The organism is Kingella oralis (assembly GCF_014054985.1).
Taxonomy (GTDB): domain Bacteria; phylum Pseudomonadota; class Gammaproteobacteria; order Burkholderiales; family Neisseriaceae; genus Kingella_B; species Kingella_B oralis.
Genome location: NZ_CP059569.1, coordinates 1569814 through 1589437 on the forward strand (window position 1 = coordinate 1569814; position 19624 = coordinate 1589437).

The 19624-nt window shown below is 51.4% G+C and carries 19 protein-coding genes; 9 read left to right on the forward strand and 10 right to left on the reverse strand.

The genetic code is table 11. The features are described from left to right. Positions 1-37 precede the first annotated feature (37 nt). Positions 38-331 carry a TonB family protein gene (locus H3L93_RS08415; RefSeq protein ID WP_003794157.1) on the forward strand — a complete coding sequence of 98 codons (294 nt, stop codon included), beginning with the start codon at positions 38-40 and terminating at the stop codon, positions 329-331. Between the two features lie 114 nt (positions 332-445). Next, on the forward strand, positions 446-1156 hold the full coding sequence (locus H3L93_RS13020; RefSeq protein ID WP_003794154.1) for an energy transducer TonB: 711 nt from the start codon (positions 446-448) through the stop codon (positions 1154-1156). A 164-nt stretch (positions 1157-1320) separates the two neighbouring features. Here H3L93_RS13020 and metG read toward each other — a convergent pair whose 3' ends face one another. Beyond that, entirely contained in the window at positions 1321-3387 is a 2067-nt protein-coding gene (metG, locus tag H3L93_RS08425) for a methionine--tRNA ligase (RefSeq protein WP_003794152.1), read from the reverse strand. Positions 3388-3555: 168 nt separating this feature from the next. Between metG and H3L93_RS08430 the strand changes: the two genes are divergently transcribed. The 5 genes from H3L93_RS08430 to H3L93_RS08450 all read left to right on the forward strand — a co-directional run bounded on the left by H3L93_RS08430 (position 3556) and on the right by H3L93_RS08450 (position 6638). Beyond that, entirely contained in the window at positions 3556-3807 is a 252-nt protein-coding gene (locus H3L93_RS08430) for a putative hemolysin (protein ID WP_040558317.1), read from the forward strand. A gap of 90 nt (positions 3808-3897) precedes the next feature. Further along, complete coding sequence (locus H3L93_RS08435; protein ID WP_040558124.1) at positions 3898-4302, forward strand: DUF350 domain-containing protein; 405 nt, start codon at positions 3898-3900, stop codon at positions 4300-4302. Between the two features lie 2 nt (positions 4303-4304). Then, complete coding sequence (locus tag H3L93_RS08440) at positions 4305-4691, forward strand: hypothetical protein (RefSeq protein WP_003794146.1); 387 nt, start codon at positions 4305-4307, stop codon at positions 4689-4691. Positions 4692-4921: 230 nt separating this feature from the next. Beyond that, positions 4922-5917: an SPFH domain-containing protein gene (locus H3L93_RS08445; RefSeq protein ID WP_040558315.1), complete on the forward strand. Its 996-nt coding sequence runs from the start codon at positions 4922-4924 to the stop codon at positions 5915-5917. 223 nt (positions 5918-6140) lie between these two features. Beyond that, positions 6141-6638: a cupin domain-containing protein gene (locus H3L93_RS08450; protein ID WP_003794141.1), complete on the forward strand. Its 498-nt coding sequence runs from the start codon at positions 6141-6143 to the stop codon at positions 6636-6638. A gap of 76 nt (positions 6639-6714) precedes the next feature. Here H3L93_RS08450 and H3L93_RS08455 read toward each other — a convergent pair whose 3' ends face one another. Beyond that, positions 6715-6864 (reverse strand): hypothetical protein, encoded by a 150-nt coding sequence (locus H3L93_RS08455; RefSeq protein WP_003794139.1) that lies wholly within the window; start codon positions 6862-6864, stop codon positions 6715-6717. Between the two features lie 174 nt (positions 6865-7038). Between H3L93_RS08455 and leuS the strand changes: the two genes are divergently transcribed. After that, positions 7039-9672 (forward strand): leucine--tRNA ligase, encoded by a 2634-nt coding sequence (leuS, locus tag H3L93_RS08460; RefSeq protein ID WP_003794136.1) that lies wholly within the window; start codon positions 7039-7041, stop codon positions 9670-9672. 208 nt (positions 9673-9880) lie between these two features. Here the strand turns inward: leuS and groL are convergent, their stop codons facing one another. The 4 genes from groL to H3L93_RS08480 all read right to left on the reverse strand — a co-directional run bounded on the left by groL (position 9881) and on the right by H3L93_RS08480 (position 13294). Continuing rightward, complete coding sequence (groL, locus tag H3L93_RS08465) at positions 9881-11524, reverse strand: chaperonin GroEL (protein ID WP_003794134.1); 1644 nt, start codon at positions 11522-11524, stop codon at positions 9881-9883. 58 nt (positions 11525-11582) lie between these two features. Next, on the reverse strand, positions 11583-11870 hold the full coding sequence (locus H3L93_RS08470; RefSeq protein ID WP_003794132.1) for a co-chaperone GroES: 288 nt from the start codon (positions 11868-11870) through the stop codon (positions 11583-11585). A 196-nt stretch (positions 11871-12066) separates the two neighbouring features. Continuing rightward, on the reverse strand, positions 12067-12885 hold the full coding sequence (mutM, locus tag H3L93_RS08475) for a bifunctional DNA-formamidopyrimidine glycosylase/DNA-(apurinic or apyrimidinic site) lyase (protein WP_040558122.1): 819 nt from the start codon (positions 12883-12885) through the stop codon (positions 12067-12069). 103 nt (positions 12886-12988) lie between these two features. Continuing rightward, on the reverse strand, positions 12989-13294 hold the full coding sequence (locus H3L93_RS08480; RefSeq protein WP_003794126.1) for an MGMT family protein: 306 nt from the start codon (positions 13292-13294) through the stop codon (positions 12989-12991). A gap of 92 nt (positions 13295-13386) precedes the next feature. Here H3L93_RS08480 and H3L93_RS08485 point away from each other — a divergent pair, with 92 nt between their 5' ends. Then, positions 13387-14040, forward strand: a complete 654-nt coding sequence (locus H3L93_RS08485) for an IS1595 family transposase (RefSeq protein WP_003794124.1) — start codon at positions 13387-13389, stop codon at positions 14038-14040. Positions 14041-14042: 2 nt separating this feature from the next. Here H3L93_RS08485 and H3L93_RS08490 read toward each other — a convergent pair whose 3' ends face one another. From H3L93_RS08490 to H3L93_RS13495, 4 genes are all read right to left on the reverse strand, one after another. After that, a complete protein-coding gene (locus H3L93_RS08490; protein WP_003794123.1) occupies positions 14043-14435 on the reverse strand; it encodes an SWIM zinc finger family protein in 393 nt (130 codons plus the stop codon). A 210-nt stretch (positions 14436-14645) separates the two neighbouring features. Continuing rightward, complete coding sequence (locus tag H3L93_RS08495; RefSeq protein ID WP_081446079.1) at positions 14646-15497, reverse strand: DNA adenine methylase; 852 nt, start codon at positions 15495-15497, stop codon at positions 14646-14648. Positions 15498-15553: 56 nt separating this feature from the next. After that, positions 15554-17299: an AAA family ATPase gene (locus H3L93_RS08500; protein ID WP_155802955.1), complete on the reverse strand. Its 1746-nt coding sequence runs from the start codon at positions 17297-17299 to the stop codon at positions 15554-15556. A 105-nt stretch (positions 17300-17404) separates the two neighbouring features. After that, a complete protein-coding gene (locus H3L93_RS13495) occupies positions 17405-19555 on the reverse strand; it encodes a GNAT family N-acetyltransferase (RefSeq protein ID WP_425484986.1) in 2151 nt (716 codons plus the stop codon). Positions 19556-19624 lie beyond the last annotated feature (69 nt).

Consider the following 19624-nt stretch of genomic DNA (forward strand, 5'->3'; position numbering starts at 1 on the left):
TTTTTGACTTACCCCCCATTTTGAAAAACACTCAACCATGCGCAATTATCTATTCAGTCTTATCGCCTGCTGCGCCCTAATCACCCCGTTTCAGGCTGCCGCCTGCGCGTGCGCCAACACCTATGTGGACGGTGGCTACATAGAACTGCCCAACCCGCCCAACCCCGAACACGCTAGGCTCAAAAACGAGCAAGGCATCGTAAAACTGCGCGTGCAGGTTGCGCCCGATGGCAGCGTGTGCCATGTGAAGTTGGTTGAATCCAGCGGTTCGCTGGCGTTAGACCGCGCCGCCCGCCGCGCCGTGCGCGAAGCCAAGTTTCAGGCTGCCTAGCGCGGTGGCAAGCCCATGCCCACCGAATTTGACACCAGCTTCACCTTTCTTTTGGATTAGGACGGGAAAACCGCCAACATGTTGATTGTCAACACGCCCTAGGAATTGCCCGCCATGCGCCGTTTACTGTTTTGCCTGATTACCAGCCTCGCGCTGATTGCCCCCTCCGCCGATGCCAAAGCGCGCGCGGCTAAAAATGCCGAAGGGCGGGCGATAAAAACCGTTATGCCCGTCTATCCGCCCCTAGCCCAAGAAAACGGCATAGAAGGGCGCGTGAAACTGCGCGTGCAGGTTGCGCCGAATAACCGCATCCGCTTGGTGGAAGTTGCGGAATCCAGCGGTTCGCCGCTGTTGGACGAAGCCGCCGTTGCCGCCGTGCGCCAATATCGTTTTCAGGCTGCCTCGCGCGACGGCAAACGGGTCGCCACCACGTTTTTCCCCATTTTTATAAATTTGAATTGGAGTGATAAGCGCGCAGGCGCAGACAGCCGCCCTGCCCTGCTTTGCCCCTGCATAAAAAGGCAGCCTGAAAAACACAAAACCGCTTGGTATTCTGCCAAACGGTTTTTTTACTGGATAGATTCGCTTTCAGGCTGCCTAACGCTTCACAACTGTTTAATGCTACCACCCTCTCCCCTACGTTCAGCCGAACGCAGCATTCTTTTTTCGGGAAAAAGCGTGCGCTTGTCCGACGACGTGCGCAGCACGGCTAGTTCGCACGCGCCGAAAAAAGGATGCGGAGTGAGGGAAGTTCGCACAGCGAACCTGCACGTCGAGGTCGCCTTTCTTTTGCTTACTTTTCTTTGGCGAAGCAAAGAAAAGTAAGTGCCCCGTCGGCACGAGACGCATGGTTAAAGCTGCATCCCAATTCAACCACAAAGCACAAACCATTTTCAGGCTGCCTCATCCCGTAAACAAAAAGCAGCCTGAAAACCAATAAATCCCGTTTTCAGGCTGCCTTGATGGCTAGGCAAAACAACCGCTGTTCATCAACCCACCTTATCCCCCGCATTCGCCCCCTCGTGCACAGTCAGCAATTTCAGCTTCCCATCCTTATCCGCCGCGCTCAAAATCATCCCTTCGGACACGCCAAATTTCGCCATTTTGCGCGGGGCAAAGTTGGCAATCGCAATCACCATTGTGCCGTTCAATTCAGCGGGGTTGGGATAGCTGGCGGCGATGCCCGAGAAAATCGTGCGCTGCTCAAAGCCAAAATCTAGGCTAAATTTCAACAGCTTGCTGCTGCCTTCCACCGCTTCGCAGTTCAACACCTTCGCCACGCGCATATCCACTTTCATAAAATCATCAAAGCTGCATTGTGGCGCAACAGGCGCGTAGCCGTTTTCAGGCTGCCCTTGGTTTTCAAGCTGCGTTTGAGCGGCGGCTTGGATATTTTGTTTATTCGCTTCAATCAAATCGTTCACTTGTTTTTCCTCTACACGTTGCATTAAATGTTGATACGGCTTAATCACATGGTTTTCCGATAGCGTGCGGCTGGCATCCGCCCACACCAGTTTTTCCAAGCCCAAAAATTCGGCGGCTTGCTCGGCAACGCGCGGCAAAACGGGCGACAAATAAACCGTTAAGATTTTGAATGCGTTAATCAATTCGCTGCACACTTTGTGCAAACGGCTGTCCGCGCCTTCCAGCTTGGCAAGCTCCCACGGCTTATTTTCGTCCACATATTCATTGACCACATCCGCCAAAATCATGATTTCGCGCAAGGCTTTGCCGTATTCGCGCTCTTCATACAGCGAGGCGATGCGCTCGCTTTCGGCGGCAAGGTGCTTCACGATTTCGCTGCCCGATACGTCTTTGAGGCAGCCTGAAAACCGTTTGTGGATAAAGCCAGCGGCGCGGGCGGCAATGTTTACATATTTGCCCACCAAATCGCTGTTTACGCGGGCGATAAAGTCTTGCAAATTCAAATCGATGTCTTCAATTTTGCTGTTGAGTTTCGCCGCGATGTAGTAGCGCATCCATTCGGGGTTCAGCCCTTGTTCCAAGTAGGAGCGCGCGGTAATAAACGTGCCGCGTGATTTGGACATTTTTTGCCCGTCCACGGTTAAAAAGCCGTGCGCGAAAATGCCGCTGGGGGCGCGGTGCCCGCTGTATTCCAGCATGGCTGTCCAAAACAGCGCGTGGAAATACAAAATATCTTTGCCGATAAAGTGATACAGCTCGGTTTGGCTGTCTTTGCCAAAAAATTCGTTAAAATCCAGCCCTTTGCGCGCGCATAGGTTTTGGAACGAAGCCATATAACCCACGGGCGCATCCAACCACACATAAAAATATTTGTTCGGCGCATCGGGGATTTGGAAGCCGAAATACGGCGCATCGCGGCTGATGTCCCAATCGGAAAGCTCGCCTTCTTTGAGCCATTCGTTCATTTTGTTGAGCGCTTCGGGCTGCAAATGGGCGCGTCCGTTGGTTTCGCCTGCTGTCCATTGTTTTAGGTAGTCGCCGCAATCGCTTAATTTAAAAAAGAAATGTTCGGTTTCTTTCATCACGGGCGTTGCGCCTGATACGGCAGAATAGGGCTTAATCAGCTCGGTGGGGGCGTAGGTGGTGCCGCATACTTCGCAGTTGTCACCGTATTGGTCTTGGGCGTGGCATTTGGGGCATTCGCCTTTCACAAAGCGGTCGGGCAGGAACATTTGCTTTTCGGGGTCAAAAAGCTGGTTGATGGTTTTGCTGATGATTTTGCCGTTGGCTTTCAGGCTGCGGTAGATTTGCTCGGATAGGGTTTGGTTTTCGGGTGAATGGGTGGAGTAGTAGTTGTCGTAGCCGATGCCAAAGCCTGTGAAATCGGCAAGGTGTTCGCCGTGGGTTTTGGCGATGAGCTGCTCGGGCGTGATGCCTTGTTTTTCGGCGGCAAGCATGATGGGCGTGCCGTGGGTGTCGTCGGCGCAGCAGTAGTAGCATTCGTGTCCGCGCGATTTTTGAAAGCGCACCCAGATGTCGGTTTGGATGTGTTCCACCATGTGCCCGAGGTGGATGGCGCCGTTGGCATAGGGCAGCGCGGAGGTGACGAGAATTTTGCGTTTTGAAGTCATGATTTTGCGTTTCCGGTGATGGATGGGGAAAAGAGACGGATTATAACGAAAATCGGCTCGGGCTGCCTTGCGCTGTGGGCTGCCGTTTGGCGCGCGCCGCCTTTTTATGCCCAAGGGCTGAAACCGATTACAATCCGCGCTTTGTTTAACCGCGAAAAAGGTTTCATAATGAAAAACGGTTTTTTCTTTTTATCGGCGACGGCGCTGTTGGCGGCGTGTGCGGGTGCAACATCGCCGCAAAAGGCTGTCAACCAAGAACCGCCCCTCGGCACGCCCAATCCCGCTTCGGTGTTTTGCGTGCAACAAGGCGGCAAATCGGTTATCCGCAAGGATGAGGGCGGCAACGAATACGGCGTGTGCGTGTTCCCCGACGGCAAGGAAGTGTATGAATGGGCGCTGTTCCGCCGGTATCACGAATAACGCCCAAGGCAGCCTGAAAACGGGTTAAGCGGGTTTCAGGCTGCCTTATATATGGCATAATCCCGCCATCGTTCACACAGGATGCAAACCATGTCGCTTTCTATTGCTAACTATCTGTTATACATCGGCTATATGCTCGCCAGCGTGGCGATGGCGGTGTTGTTTTCGTTCACTTATCTGCTGACTACGCCTGCGCGCGAGCTGCATTTGATTAAGCAAGGCAATGTGGCGTGCGCGTTGTCGTTTGGCGGCGCGCTGGTGGGATTTTGCCTTGCGCTGGCTTCGGCGATGACGCACAGCCTGAATATTTTGGATTTCGTGTTGTGGGGCGCGGGCGCGGCGGTTGTGCAGATTGGCGCGTATTTCGCCACCACGCGGCTGATTCCCGATGCGGGGCGCGAATTGCAGCAGAACAACATCGCCGTGGGCGCGTTGTATTGCGCCTTGTCGCTGGCAATCGGCGTGCTGAACGCGGCGTGTTTGGTGGATGGCTAACCATGCGGGGCAGCCTGAAAACGAGCGAAGCACGTTTCAGCGAAGCCAAAACGTGGCTCAACGCCCTGCTGCTGCCGCATATTGCAACGCTGGTGCTGTTGATGCTGATTGCGGGTGGGGCGTTACGCGCCGATTTTGCGCTTGAAATACTGCTCGCGCCTGTGCTGCTGTGGCTGATGGGCGGCACAATCGGCTGGTTTGCCTACTTGCCCCATCTTGCCGAGTGGGCAAGCCTGATTATCCCCACGTTTACCGTATTGCTGATTATTGCCGTGTGCCTGTTTTCAGGCTACCGCAAACGGCATGGCAACAGCGGCAAATGGATGATTTCATTTGCGATTTGGCTGTGGTTTGCTTATGGGTTTGTGTTGCTGGGGGTGCAGTATTAGCCCGCCGCATCCGATCCGCCTCGTAAGGCAGCCTGAAACAAACATGATGCGCCTTGCACGGCTTTGCCGCCCCAATCCAAAATTGAAACAAATCCGACGGCAGCGCAACGCGCGCGCTGGCAAACCCGCTTTTCAGGCTGCCTTTGGCGCTGCAAATTCTTTTTACAGATTAACGGCTTCCGCTTAAAATCCGCCCTCCCCCACCCCCCAAACCAAAGGAAAAAACCATGATTATGAGCTTTATCCGCAAGCAGTTTATTGATGTTATCCAATGGGAAAGCCCCGATGAGCACACGCTGGTGTGGCGTTTTCCCATTGCCGACCAAGAAATTCAAAACGGCGCAAGCCTAACCGTGCGCGAAAGCCAAATGGCGTTGTTTGTGGACGAAGGCAAAACCGCCGATGTGTTTTCCGCAGGTCGCTACACGCTCAACACGCAAACGCTGCCCGTTTTAACCAACCTGAAAAACTGGGACAAGCTGTTCCAATCGCCTTTTAAATCCGATGTTTACTTTTTCAACACGCGCCAGCAAATTGGCAAACGCTGGGGCACAGCGCAGCCTGTAACCGTGCGCGATGCCGATTTTGGCGTGGTGCAACTGCGCTCGTTTGGTATGTATTCCTACCGCATCGCCGACCCCGCGCAGTTTTTCAAAGAAATTTCGGGCGTGGTGGAAAGCTATACGGGCGAGCAGCTTGAAGCCCAGCTCAAAAACATCGCCATGACCCAGCTTGCCGCGGCGTTTGGCACATCGGGTGTGCCGTTTTTGGATATGGCGGCAAACCAAGTTTTGCTGTCGCAAAAAATGACCGAATTGCTCAAACCCGAATTCGCCAAATTGGGCTTGGCGTTGGAAAACTTTACCGTGGAAAGCATCACGCTGCCTGAAAACGTGCAACAAGCGCTGGATGCACGCATGAGCATGAATGTCATCGGCGATATGTCGCGCTACACGCAATACCAAACCGCCACCGCCATCCCAATGGCAGCGCAAAACGAAGGCGGCATGGCGGGCATGGGCGTGGGCATGGGCGCAGGCGTGGCGTTTGGGCAAGCGATGGCAGGGGCAATGGCAGGCGCGCAACCGCAAGCCGTGTCGTCCGCTGCAGCGCAAGATCATCAAGCCAAGCTCACGCAGCTGAAAACCATGCTGGATAATGGCTTGATTTCGCAGGCGGATTATGATTCTGCCAAGGCGGAAGTGTTGAAGCAGCTGATTGGCTAAGCAATCGGCAGCCTGAAAACGGATTGAGCGCAGGTTTGCGCCGCGCCCGTTTTCAGGCTGCCTTTTTGCGCGTGCGAACGGCGCGGTTTACGTTTGGCGTTCGCGCGCGAAATGGGGCATAATTTGCGCCGTTTGTCGCTTAACCGTTTTCAGGCTGCCGCAACCGCTGATGCAGCCTAAAAACGCGTTTTAATTGTTTATCCCGTAAACCTAAGGAACCATCATGAACAAAATCGCATCCGCTCTCATCGCCGCCGCCTGCTTGGCAAGCGCAACCGCCGGCGCGCACGGCAACCAACCCGCTGCCAACGAACCGAGCAAAACCCCCGTTGACCGCAGCGTGCAGGTATACAAAAAAGCCGAAATGCAAACTTGGAACCGCAGCAAAGCCGCAGGCGGCGAAGGCGAATTGCTCGGCAAATTTGCCTACACGCGCCACCAAACCGACGACCAAGATGCCATCCGCGAAATCGGCTGGCTCACGCTGCTACCCGGCGCATCCGTCGGCCTGCACAAACACACCAACAACGAAGACGTGTATTTAATCGTGCAAGGCAAAGGCACGTTTGTGGACGGCAATGGCAAAGAAACCCCCGTTGCCGCAGGCGATGTAACCATTGCCCGCCCGGGCCAATCGCACGCGCTGAAAAACACCGGCAAAAAACCGCTGGTGTTCATTAACTTTATCGGGCAGCTGCCCAGCCAAGCCGCGCCGAAATAAGGCAGCCTGAAAAAGCAAAACCGTTTGGTGTTCTACCAAACGGTTTTTTGCTGGATGAATTGGCTTTCAGGCTGCCTCAAATCTTGCACGCCCCGCCCGCGCAATCATCTTCCTCGTTTGCCGCATCCACCCCGCCATCCACCGCCATGCCGTCAAACCGGGCAAACAGGTTGTCTAAATCGTCAAAATCATCGCCCGCAGTCGGCAAATCTTGGTTTTCGTTCATTATCGTGTCTCCTAAAAAATAAATCAGATGGCGCAAATGGGGGCGGCAGCCTGAAAAGCAAGACAACCACGCGCAAACCGATGCACCTTCCCTGCCAATATAGGCAGCCTGAAAACCCCAAAACCGCTATAATCGCGGTTTTCATTTTTTGCAACCCACACAAGCGAAACCACCATGCAAGAACACTATCAACCCTCGCTCATTGAGCCCGCCGCCCAGCAAAAATGGGCAACGCAACGCGCGTTTAACGTAACCGAAGACCCCAGCAAACCCAAATTCTACTGCCTATCCATGTTCCCCTACCCCAGCGGCAAGCTACACATGGGGCACGTTCGCAACTACACCATTGGCGATGTGCGCAGCCGCTTCAAAAAAATGCAAGGCTACAACGTGTTGCAGCCGATGGGCTGGGACGCATTCGGCATGCCCGCCGAAAACGCCGCGATTAACAACAACGTTGCCCCCGCCGCGTGGACGTATTCCAACATTGAATACATGAAACAACAGCTCAAATCGCTGGGCTTCGCCTTGGATTGGGAGCGCGAAATCGCCACTTGCCGCCCCGAATATTACCGCTGGGAGCAGCTGCTGTTCACCAAACTGTTCAAAAAAGGCATCGTGTACCGCAAGCTCGGCACGGTGAACTGGGACCCGATTGACCAAACCGTGCTGGCGAATGAGCAAGTCATCGACGGACGCGGCTGGCGTTCGGGCGCGCTGGTGGAAAAGCGCGAAATCCCGATGTATTACTTCAAAATCACCGATTACGCCGAGCAGCTTTTGAACGATTTGGACGGCTTGGACTGGCCCGAGCAAGTCAAAACCATGCAGCGCAACTGGATTGGCAAATCGCGCGGCATGACGGTGCGCTTTGCCGTTGCCGACGACAGCAAAACAGGCCTAAACGGCGACGACGCGCAGTTTTTGCAGGTATACACCACGCGCCCCGACACACTGATGGGCGCAACCTATGTTGCCGTTGCCGCCGAGCATCCGCTGGCCACCGCAGCCGCCGCCAATCAGCCCGAATTGCAAGCGTTCATCGCCGAATGCAAGGCAGGCAGCGTTGCCGAAGCCGATATGGCGACGATGGAGAAAAAAGGCATGCCCACGGGGCGTTTCGTCATCAATCCGCTCAACGGCGAGAAACTGGAAGTGTGGGTGGCGAATTATGTATTGTGGGGCTACGGCGATGGCGCGGTGATGGCTGTACCTGCGCACGATGAGCGCGATTTTGCCTTTGCCCACGCCTATGGTTTGCCGATGAAGCAAGTGATTGCCGTGGGCGACAACGCCTTTGACGCGCAAACATGGCAAGATTGGTATGCCGACAAAGAAAACGGCACACTCATCAACAGCGGCGAATTTAACGGTTTGGATTTTCAGGCTGCCTTTGATGCCATCGGCGCAAAATTGCAAGCCACAGGCGCGGGCGAGCCAAAAACGCAATATCGCCTGCGCGACTGGGGCATTTCTCGCCAACGCTATTGGGGCTGCCCGATTCCCATCATCCACTGCGAACAATGCGGCGATGTGCCCGTGCCCGAGCAAGATTTGCCCGTGGTGCTGCCTGAAAACGTTGTCCCCGATGGCGCAGGCTCGCCGCTGGCCAAAATGCCCGAGTTCTACCAAACCCAATGCCCCAGCTGCGGCGGCGCGGCGCGGCGCGAAACCGACACCATGGATACGTTTATGGAATCGAGCTGGTATCAGTTCCGTTATATGTCGCCCCGGTTTGACGGCGGCATGGTCGCGCCCGAAGCGGCGGCGTATTGGCAACAGGTTGACCAATACATCGGCGGCATTGAACACGCCATTTTGCACCTGCTCTATGCCCGCTTCTTCACCAAGCTGATGAACGATGAAGGCATTGTGCCCGTGCGCGAGCCGTTTAAACAACTGCTCACGCAAGGCATGGTGCTGGCGGCAACCTATTACCGCGAAAACGCGGAAGGCAAAAAAACGTGGTTCAACCCCGCCGATGTAACCGTGCAAACCGATGAAAAAGGCAGACCGCTATCAGCCGTGCTGGATGCCGATGGGCAGCCCGTTATCATTGGCGGCGTGGAAAAAATGTCTAAATCCAAAAACAACGGCGTGGACCCGCAAGCGATTATTGACGCATACGGCGCAGACACCGCGCGGCTGTTTATGATGTTTGCCAGCCCGCCCGAGCAATCGCTGGAATGGAGCGACAGCGGCGTGGCAGGCGCGCACCGCTTTTTGAACCGCCTCTGGCGCACGGTGTATGATTTTGTGCAACAAGGCGGCGCGGCGGCAAGCAAGTTCGCAGGTAGCCAAAACGCGCTTTCAGGCAGCCTGAAAGACTTGCGCTTCAAACTGCACAGCACCATCGCCAAAGTAACCGACGATTACGACCGCCGCCAGCAGTTCAACACCGCCATCGCCGCCGTGATGGAGCTGCTGAACCAATACGACAAAACCGACACCGCCAGCGATGCAGGCAAAGCCGTTGCCCGCGAAGTGCTGGAAGCCGCCGTTATCCTGCTCTCGCCCATCGTGCCGCACATCTGCGAAACCTTGTGGGCAGAACTCAACGCAGGCAGCACGCTGTGGCAACAAGCATGGTTGCAGCCCGACCCCGCCGCGCTGGTGCAAACCGAGATAGAGCTGATGGTGCAAGTAAACGGCAAGCTGCGCGACAAAATCCTCGTTGCCGCCGATGCCTCGGAAGACGACATCAAAGCCGCCGCCTTGGCCAGCGCGGGCGCAATCAAGTTTATGGAAGGCAAAACGCCGAAGAAAGTGATTGTCGTGCCCAAACGCTTGGTGAACATTGTGGTCTGATTGGAGTATGAATAATAGGCAGCCTGAAAACGGGATGATGCGTTTTCAGGCTGCCTTTGTTTGCATTTATGCGTTGTGAATAGCCCAACGGTGGAAAAGCCCAACCCGCCTGCGCAAAAAGGCAGCCTGAAAACCAGTTTCCCGGTTTTCAGGCTGCCTTTTACGCTTGTTTATTCAACAAAGCGCGTGGTGCTCACTCACGGCGGATTTAGAAACCACCCATGCCGCCCATACCACCCATGCCGCCCATATCAGGCATAGCAGCGGGTTTGTCTTCGGGGATGTCGGCAACCATGCACTCGGTGGTCAGCATCAGGCCCGCGATGGATGCGGCGTGTTGCAAGGCAGAGCGCGTTACTTTGGCAGGGTCCAGCACGCCCATGGCAATCATGTCGCCGTAGGTGTCGTTGCCCGCGTTGAAGCCGAAGTTGCCCTCGCCTTCCAACACTTTGTTCACCACCACGCTAGGCTCGCCGCCTGCGTTGGCAACGATTTGGCGCAGCGGAGATTCAATCGCGCGTAACACGATTTTCACGCCCGCTTCTTGGTCGGCATTGGCGGTTTCCACCGCTTTCACCGCAGAGCGTGCGCGCAACAGAGCCACACCGCCGCCAGCTACCACGCCTTCTTCCACCGCAGCGCGGGTGGCGTGCAAAGCGTCGTCCACGCGGTCTTTTTTCTCTTTCATTTCCACTTCGGTCGCCGCGCCCACTTTAATCACCGCCACGCCGCCAGCCAATTTTGCTACACGCTCTTGCAATTTTTCTTTATCGTAATCGCTGGTTGCGGTTTCAATTTGTTTGCGGATTTCGTTCACACGCGCATCAACCGCCGCTTTTTCGCCGTAGCCGTCAATAATGGTGGTGTTTTCTTTGCTGATTTCAATGCGTTTGGCTTGCCCCAAGTGTTCCAAAGTGGTTTGTTCCAAAGTCAAACCGATTTCTTCGGCAATCACCGTACCGCCAGTCAAAATGGCGATGTCTTGCAACATGGCTTTGCGGCGGTCGCCGAAACCAGGGGCTTTCACGGCAACGGTTTTCAAAATACCGCGAATGCTGTTCACCACCAAGGTTGCCAATGCTTCGCCTTCAACGTCTTCGGCAATAATCAACAAGGGGCGGCTGGTTTTGGCCACTTGTTCCAACACAGGCAGCAAGTCGCGGATGTTGCTGATTTTTTTATCAAACAACAACACAAAAGGATTGTCCAAGCCTGCGATTTGTTTTTCCAAATCGTTCACAAAGTAAGGCGACAAGTAGCCACGGTCAAACTGCATGCCTTTTACCACTTCCAACTCGTTTTCCAACGATTTGCCGTCTTCCACGGTAATCACGCCTTCTTTGCCCACTTCCTGCATCGCATCGGCGATAATTTTGCCCACTTGCTCGTCAGAGTTTGCCGAAATAGAGCCCACTTGCGCAATTTGCTCATAGGTTTCGCAAGGTTTGGCAATGTTTGCCAACTCGCCCACCAGCGCCGCAACCGCTTTGTCAATGCCGCGTTTCAAATCGGTGGGGTTCATGCCTGCGGTAACGTATTTCATGCCCTCGGCAACGATGGATTGCGCCAACACTGTGGCGGTGGTGGTGCCGTCGCCCGCCACGTCGTTGGTTTTGGACGCAACTTCTTTTACCATTTGCGCGCCCATGTTTTCAAATTTGTCTTTCAATTCAATTTCTTTGGCTACGGAAACACCGTCTTTGGTAATGTGTGGACCACCGAACGAACGGTCAAGCACCACATTGCGCCCTTTGGGGCCAAGCGTTACGCGCACGGCGTTTGCCAATACGTTCACGCCGTTTACCATTTTTTGACGCACTTCTGTGCCGAATTGAACTTCTTTTGCTGCCATTTTAATATTCCTTAAATAGATGTTTTACAATGAAAAATGTGTTTTCAGGCTGCCTGAATTATTCCACGATGCCGAAGATGTCTTCTTCGCGCATCACCAACAATTCCACGCCGTCGGCTTTCACGGTTTGACCACTGTATTTGCCAAAAATCACTTTGTCGCCCACTTTAACGTCCAAAGCGCGGCGGTTGCCGTCTTTGCCGATTTTGCCTTCGCCCACGGCAACCACTTCGCCCATATCGGGTTTTTCAGCCGCAGAGGGTGCAAGAATAATGCCCGATGCGGTTTTCTCTTCCGCTTCCAAGCGTTTGATGACTACGCGGTCGTGTAAAGGACGGATTTTCATGTGTTATCTCCTGATTATGGGGTTAAAAACAAAGGTGGCACGCGCCACAACGCTTCCCTACATAATGGCGGGATTTGAGTAATTCAAGGGGCAAATGGAAAATTTTTCGCCCGCCAAATAGATTTCAGGCTGCCTATGGATGCTGAGGCAGCCTGAAAATATATTTTGCGTTGTTATTCAGCCATCTTGCAAACCTCTACCGCTGGCACGTTGGACAATAAAACGTGCCGCGTTGTCCGATAACAGTTTTAACAATCGGCGTGCCGCAGTGGGCGCAGGGTTGGTCGGTTTTGCCGTACACTTTGTATTCCTGCTGGAAATAGCCGCTTTTGCCTTCGCTGTTCACAAAATCGCGCAAGGTGCTGCCGCCAGTCTCAATCGCGCGGCGCAGGATTTGTTTGACGGCGGCGGTTAAAGCCGCACATTCGGTTTTTCTTAACGATTTGGCAGCGCGTTGCGGCGCAATGGCAGCCTGAAACAGGCTTTCGTTAGCATAGATATTGCCCACGCCAACGACGATTTTGTTGTTCATCAGCGCGGTTTTGACGGGGCAGCCGCGCTTTTGCAGGGCTTGGAACAAATAATCTGCCGTAAAATCATCGCTTAACGGCTCCACACCTAAATCTTTCAATAAATCATGATGTTCCGCCACGCCCGCCAGCCACAAAATCGCACCAAAGCGGCGCGGATCGTGGTAGCGCAGCAGCGTGCCATTGGCAAACGCGATGTCCACATGGTCGTGCTTGCCCGCAGCGGGCGCGTTGCCCTGCCAAACCCGCAGGCTGCCCGACATGCCCAGATGTATCAGCAGCACGCCTGTGTCAAAACGAACCAGCAGATATTTGGCGCGGCGGCGGCATTCGCGCACCACCAACCCGCGCAGGATTTCAGGCAGCGCGGGCGGGATTTGCCAGCGCAGCTTGGGCTGGCGGACGGTTACGGCACAGACGGTTTGGTTGATGATGTGCGGCGCGATGCCGCGCAAAGTGGTTTCCACTTCAGGAAGTTCGGGCATGGTAGGGCTCGGCGTGGTGGTTTTGGGAAGCGGGATTATAAGGGAAAGGCAGCCTGAAAACGGTGTTTTGAGTTTTCAGGCTGCCTTTGGCTGCTGGCATGGATTAGCAATCCCACTGATACCGTTTCAAACAGATATGGGTTTCGTCTTTCAATTCCACCCCTTCATCACGCAGCAAATCTGCCTGCGCCGCCCAACCCGGCACCAGCCGCCCTGCGGCATTGACCACGCGATGGCAGGGGTAGTTGCCGTAGTCCGCCGCATGGCGCAGCACGCTGCCGACCAAACGGGCGTTTTTGTCCCTGCCGATTAGGCGGGCGATTTGGCCGTAGGTGGCGACTTTGCCAAAGGGGATTTCTGAGACGGCGGAGAGGATTTCGTAAGCTAGGTGGTGGTTTTTGGGGTGCATAGATAAAGTTGGAACACAAGCTATGAACTTGCATTATTTGTTAAATTTTATAAGGGGCTATACTAGATAAGCAGTCATGTTAGACTGCAAAAATGAAGATAACCCATTGTAAACTAAAAAAGAGTATTCAAAAGAAATTGCTTCAATTTTTTGTACTCGAAGTTACCGCCCGTTCAGCTGCCGATATTTTGGGCATTCAGCCCAACTCCGCCATTCTGTTCTACCGCAAAATTCGTATGGTTATCAGCCATTATCTGGCCTTAGTTGCCGATGAGGTTTTTGAGGGTCCTGTCAAATTGGACGAAAGCTATTTCGGCGAACGGCGTAAAGGCAGACGTGGTCGCGGTGCGGCAGGCAACGTGGTTGTCTTTGGCATTCTGAAACGCAACGGACGGGTCTATACCGTTGTGGTGGATAATGCCAAGTCCGAAACGTTACTCCCTGCCATCAAAAAGAAAATCATGCCGGACAGTATTGTTTATACCGATAGTCTGAGCAGTTACGACAAGTTGGACGTGAGCGGTTTCATCCATTACCGCATCAACCATTCCAAGGAGTTTGCTGACCGTCAGAACCACATTAACGGCATTGAGAACTTTTGGAATCAGGCAAAACGCGTCTTGCGCAAATACAACGGAATTGATCGCAAATCCTTCCCGCTGTTCTTGAAAGAATGCGAATTTCGGTTTAACTTCGGCACACCGTCCCGACAGCTAAAAATCTTGCGGGAGTGGTGTGGAATTTAGGGCTAATCTACGTCAGCCCCTAATAGAAAGGCTACCTGAAAAATGGTTTTCAGGTAGCCTTTGGTGTTAGAGCACGATACAAAGAGAATGATTTCAGGCTGCTGCACGCCGGATTCGTCAGCTTGTTTATCCAGCGTTTGAGCGCGCACCGCATACCACAACGCCGCCATATGCTTGCACGCCCAGCCATAAGGACAATCGCAGCCCCCGTCCTTAATGTACAAATCACTATCCAGCTTCAGCCATACCGAATAGTTTTCCGAACCGCACATCTCCGCCCGATAACGCCCGGCGGAAGTTTTTTGGACATCGCGAACCTTGCCCTGCTGAAAATACAGCAGTCCGCGTTCGGCGATGTGGGGCGGAAATAGGCGGGGTAGGTAGATACCGGACATGGTTTGCTTCCAAGAAGTTGTTGAAACATGAGAAGTTTACTGGTTCAGACGACGTTTGGGGAGAGGGTGGTGGGAATTCTTGTTTTGCGAAGTGGCAAAAGGTCGTCTGAAAAATGGGTTTCAGACGACCTTTGGTTTAGGTGGAAAGGGGGAGTAGTTTGGAAGACCGCTGGAATATGTACCTAAAGCGCACACATAATCATATGTAGACTACAACTTGCTGTTAGGTCTCAATACATTTTTTCCATAAATCATGACTTCGGAACCCTTAATTCTTTTATATGCGCAGTAGGATAAGATGTATTCTTCTTGATAATAATTTTTATAAATAGACTTAATCTCATTACAATTATCATATGAAACAATCCAAGGTGTTTTAATTGTACCTAAAGCATCACAAATCTGAACGTGGTCATCGTGATTATAGAAATTACGGTACAAACGATGACCTTTAATATAGTAAGGTGGGTCAAGATAGATTAAAGCAGGGGAAGGTAATATTTTGTCTGCTTTACCTAATAGTTCAAGCGCATCAAGGTTATACACATGAATATTATTGGCATAATTAGCAATACGTTTAATTAGGCTAGATAAACGGACTTTATTAAACCGAGCATCCAATTTGTATGTACCATTTTGGGCTTTGCCACCAATTACGCCCGCTTTTAAAATACCAGAGTGATTGGTGCGATTCAAATAGAAAGTTGCAAAACCATGTTCTAAACTAGAATAATTTTCAGGATATTTTAAAATTAACTTTTGCTTTTCCCATTCTTCAATAGTTAAGGGAGCTTGTTGTAGTAGTGCTAGAAAATCATCTGTATTAGTAACGATAGCATGCCAAAAGTGATAGATGGCCAAATCTGCATCATTAATATGGATATCGGAAACATAGCCGTTGAAGAGTAAATCCAATGCTACTCCTGCTCCACCTGCAAACGGTTCCATATAATGACCGCCTTTGAGATGATTTGTTTCAATGACTGATTTTACAAAAGGAGCAAAAGCCCCTTTACCGCCAGGATAGCGTAAAGGTGTTAAGGGTTTTGGGTTGCCTGCCATATTTTTTACTCAATAATTTTTTTATTCTTAATAATAAACTAAAAAAGTCAGTATCATTAAGAATTGTCCGGTATTCTATTTTCACTTAAACAAGCACTTCTCGGCCAAAGCTCTGGATCTAATTTGTGCAACAATGCTACTTGACGGAAACAATAGCGCAAGTCCCGGTAGAATTGTTCCATTTCTGTGTAATGGTTATCCAACCAAAAATCGAAAACTATTTTAAATTCTTCAAGATTATTGTTGAAGATTTTTTTATTTCGCTCCCTTCTTATCCCTGATGCAGATTCACTACTTTCTTTTAATTCTTCAATAGTTTCTTCAATATCTAATATTTGCGGTTTAATTGATGTAAGATAGCGTTGTTTAGTTAATCCATTGCTCAATGCGGTATCAGTATTCCAAAAGTTTTGACTCTGATACATTTCAAAATTTGGTTCATTCGCTAATTCATCATAATAATCAAATATTAACTGTTCTGGACTCTTTCCACCAGGTAGAATGATGATATTATGCTTTGTTTTTTTCTGTCCGGTGTTATCACCATCTAAGATACAAATAGCATTCATAGTATTTTGATCTAAATATTGGTCTTGAAAAATCCCTTTTAATATTTCACAACCAATGCTGGCATTTACAAAATGAAATTTATCTCTCAAATTTTTAAAATATTTACATCTACTGCTGAAATAGCCAAAAATTGATTGGAGAATGACTCGTGCTTCCGTATCTTCAGTGAAGACAGGTATTTTAGGTGGTTCGCTATAACTAACATTTTGAATTTCTTGCAAGTGTCTTTCAATTTTTTGGATAGATGGTTTAGGCAATAAGGTTACATGGTCGCCTTGGTGAGTGAGATAGTTCAATTTTATTTTGTCACGATAAGCAGGAAGTAATGCTTTCTCTAACAAATATAGACTATGCGTAGTAAAAAAAATTTGAATTTTATAGTTTTCTGAATATTCTTTTAAGAGATTTAGGAGGCGTAGCTGCATAGCAGGATGAAGCGTTGCATCCATTTCATCAATTAATAAAATGGATGCAGGTTGTTCGACACTATGTAAATTTGGGGCGTTTTCGTAGTAATAGCGAAGGAGTACTAGATTTTTTAAGATAATAATCGCATTATCTTCACCAACTGATGCTGTATTGGAGTCGATGCCTTCAGTATCGGTCAAATATTCAGTTCGAGTTTTAATATTTGCGATAATCTGAGGGGTTGATTCAGTTATTTTGATGCCAGTTATATGTTGGACCAATTGATAAAAAATTGCATTATATTCTTCAGGCAACTCTTTTCTTACCCCTTTGACAGGAATATCGTTCTTCATTTCCCCAAAAGGTAGCAATCTAGCCAAACTTAAATAAACTGTACGTAAGGTTGGAAGACTTTGGTTTTGAGAAGGTGAATATTGAGGAATGAGCCGAAAGCGTGAGTGAGTATCGTCCGAACTCTTATTATGTCTTCTAAATCCAATAGACTGTCCATCGCTATAATATACTTTAAATAATTCACCACGCTGTCCAGGGGCAGGGTCGTTGTATTCCTTATCACCTTTTGTTAACATTTCGATTTTTGCATTAACTTGAGCAGAAATATTGTTGATTACATTCAACTCGCTTTTAGGAACTAATTGCGTATTAGTAGACTTTTCTGCTTGAAATGCATTGCTGATAAGATATAGGATTGATGATTTACACGTACCATTTAATCCTGAAATAATATTGATGTGATTGCAAAATTCTAATTCTAGAGGTGCTTTTAAACGTCGATATTGTGTAAAGGTAATGCGTTTAATCATATTGGGCTGCCTTAGATATAATAATAATAATACAAAAATAAATGTTTCTAGATTTTACACTAAATTATGCTTATACATACGTGATGCTTGCTAGTTAGTACCCATTTATTTTACCCCCTCCCACTCCTTCCACAACCGCTTCACCGACACCGGATACGGCGTCTTCAATTCCTGCGCGAACAGCGATACCCTCAATTCTTCAATCATCCATTTAAACGCGGCGAGGTCGTCTGAAACGGGTTGGTTTTGTTTCAAAAGTGATTGTACCTTATCCTGCCACATTTGTTCCAATTCCTGTATGTCGGCTTCGCGGGCTGCGTCGCGGGCGGGGTTGCCGCTGTATTTTTCGAGGCGCAGGGTCATGGCTTTGAGGTAGATGGGGAGGCGCGGCCATTGTGCCCACGGGGTGCGGGTGGCGAAGCCGGCGGCGAGCAGGGTTTGCAGGCGTTGGCGCATGAGGTGGGTGAGCGGGTGTTTGCCGAGTTTGCCGTTCAGTTCGGCATAGGCGGCGGCGGTTTCCTGCAGGTAGCGGCTGAGGGCTTCTTTGACGGCGGGCAGGCGGCTGCGGGCGCGTTTGATTTGTTCTTTGAAGGCTTTTTCGTTGCGCGGTAGTTCGTCTTCGCCGATAAAGGCGCGGTCGCAGACGGCTTGGGTGAGGTCGTCGCGCAGGGTGTCGGCGTTGATGTGTTTGAGCAGCATGGCGGCTTGGGTGAAGCCTTGGATGCCTTTGTTCAGGTCTTTAACTTGTTCTTTTAGTTGTAGTTTCATGAGTTCGATCACGCCTAATCTGTGGGCTTGTTCGGCTGCGGCAGACGTGTCGAACAGGCGCAGGGCGATGCGGCCGTCTTTTTCTTTTTGCAGGCCGAGGTAGCCGGTGAGCTGTTGTTTGCCGCGGGCGAATTTGATGGATTCGGGCAGGGTGCCGATGTCCCATGCGGTAACGTTGTCGCGCTCGAATTCTTGGGTGTTGTCGCGGAAGGTGGTGGCGGCGGCTTTGCCAAGCTGTTGTTGGATTTGGATTAAATCGCGACCCATGGCTAATTCTTGCCCGCCGTCGTCGATGATGCGGAGGTTGAAATAGCAGTGTTCGGGCAGTCTGAACGCGGCCCATTCGTCTTGGTTGATTTGCTCGAGTATGCGGATGTCGCCTGCGGTTTTGGCGATGGCTTGGGCGAGTTGGGGCAGGATGGGGGCGTTGCGGTCGGGGTTTTGGCTTAAAAATTGGGTGATGAATTCGGGCACGGGCACGCAGATTCGGCGGATTTGCTTGGGCAGCGCTTTGATTTGCAACTGGATTTTTTCACGTATCATGCCGGGTACGAGCCATTCGAGGGCGGCGGGGCTGATGCGGTTGAGCACGGTGAGCGGCAGGGTGAGGGTAACGCCGTCGAGCGGGTGGTGCGGCTCGAAGCGGTAGCTGAGTTTGAATTTGCCGTCTGCGGTTTGCCAGTGTTTGGGGAATTGTTCTTCGGTGATGTGCGCGGCGGCGTGCTGCATAAGGTCGTCGCGGCTGAGGAACAGCAGGCGCGGGTTGTCGCGCTCGGCGGTTTTGAGCCAGGCGGCGAAGGTGCGGATATCGGCGAGGGGTTTTTCAGACGGCGTTTGGGGTTTCAGGCTGCCTGAAAGGCGTGTAGGTCGGATACTCGTATCTGACGTTTGTGCAGCGTCAAAAGTTTTGTCGGATTCAAGAATCCGACCTACGGTTTCAGGCTGCTTTTGGGCATGGTTTGCCTGACGAACCATGCGGTAATTGGTCAAAACCAAGCCGTTGCGCGGGATTTGGTTTTCGTGTTGCCGCACAAAGCCTTGTTTTTGGAAAAATGCCAATGCGGCTTTGGATGCGTCTACCGTTATGGTTTTGCCGCTGTCTGCCGATGGCAAAACGGCAGCCAGCAGCGCGGTGGCAATACCTTGCCGCTGGTGGCTCGGGTCGGTAAAGAGACAGTTTAGGTGGCTTTGTTCGGGCTGGTATTCAATAAAACCGAGCACGCGCCCGTTGTGCGTGGCCACGCGGACATTACCGCCGTCAATGCGTTTTTGCCAGAAATCGGCATTGTCCGCGCCTTGCAGCCACGCGCTTTTTTCCTGTTCGCTGTAATGGCTGTTTGGAATGTGTTTGACGGCGCGGCGGAATAATTCGGCAACGGCGGTGGCATCACTAGTTATGGCGGGGCAAATATGGGGTTTCAGGCTGCCTGAAAGGCCGTCTGAACGGTTTTCAGGCTGCCTTTGTGATTTGGACAAACGGCGCGACATGGCAATCAGGCGGGCTTCGCCGTCTTGTTCGGGTTCGTCGGTTTCGCCTGTTTCTTGGTAGCCGTTTTT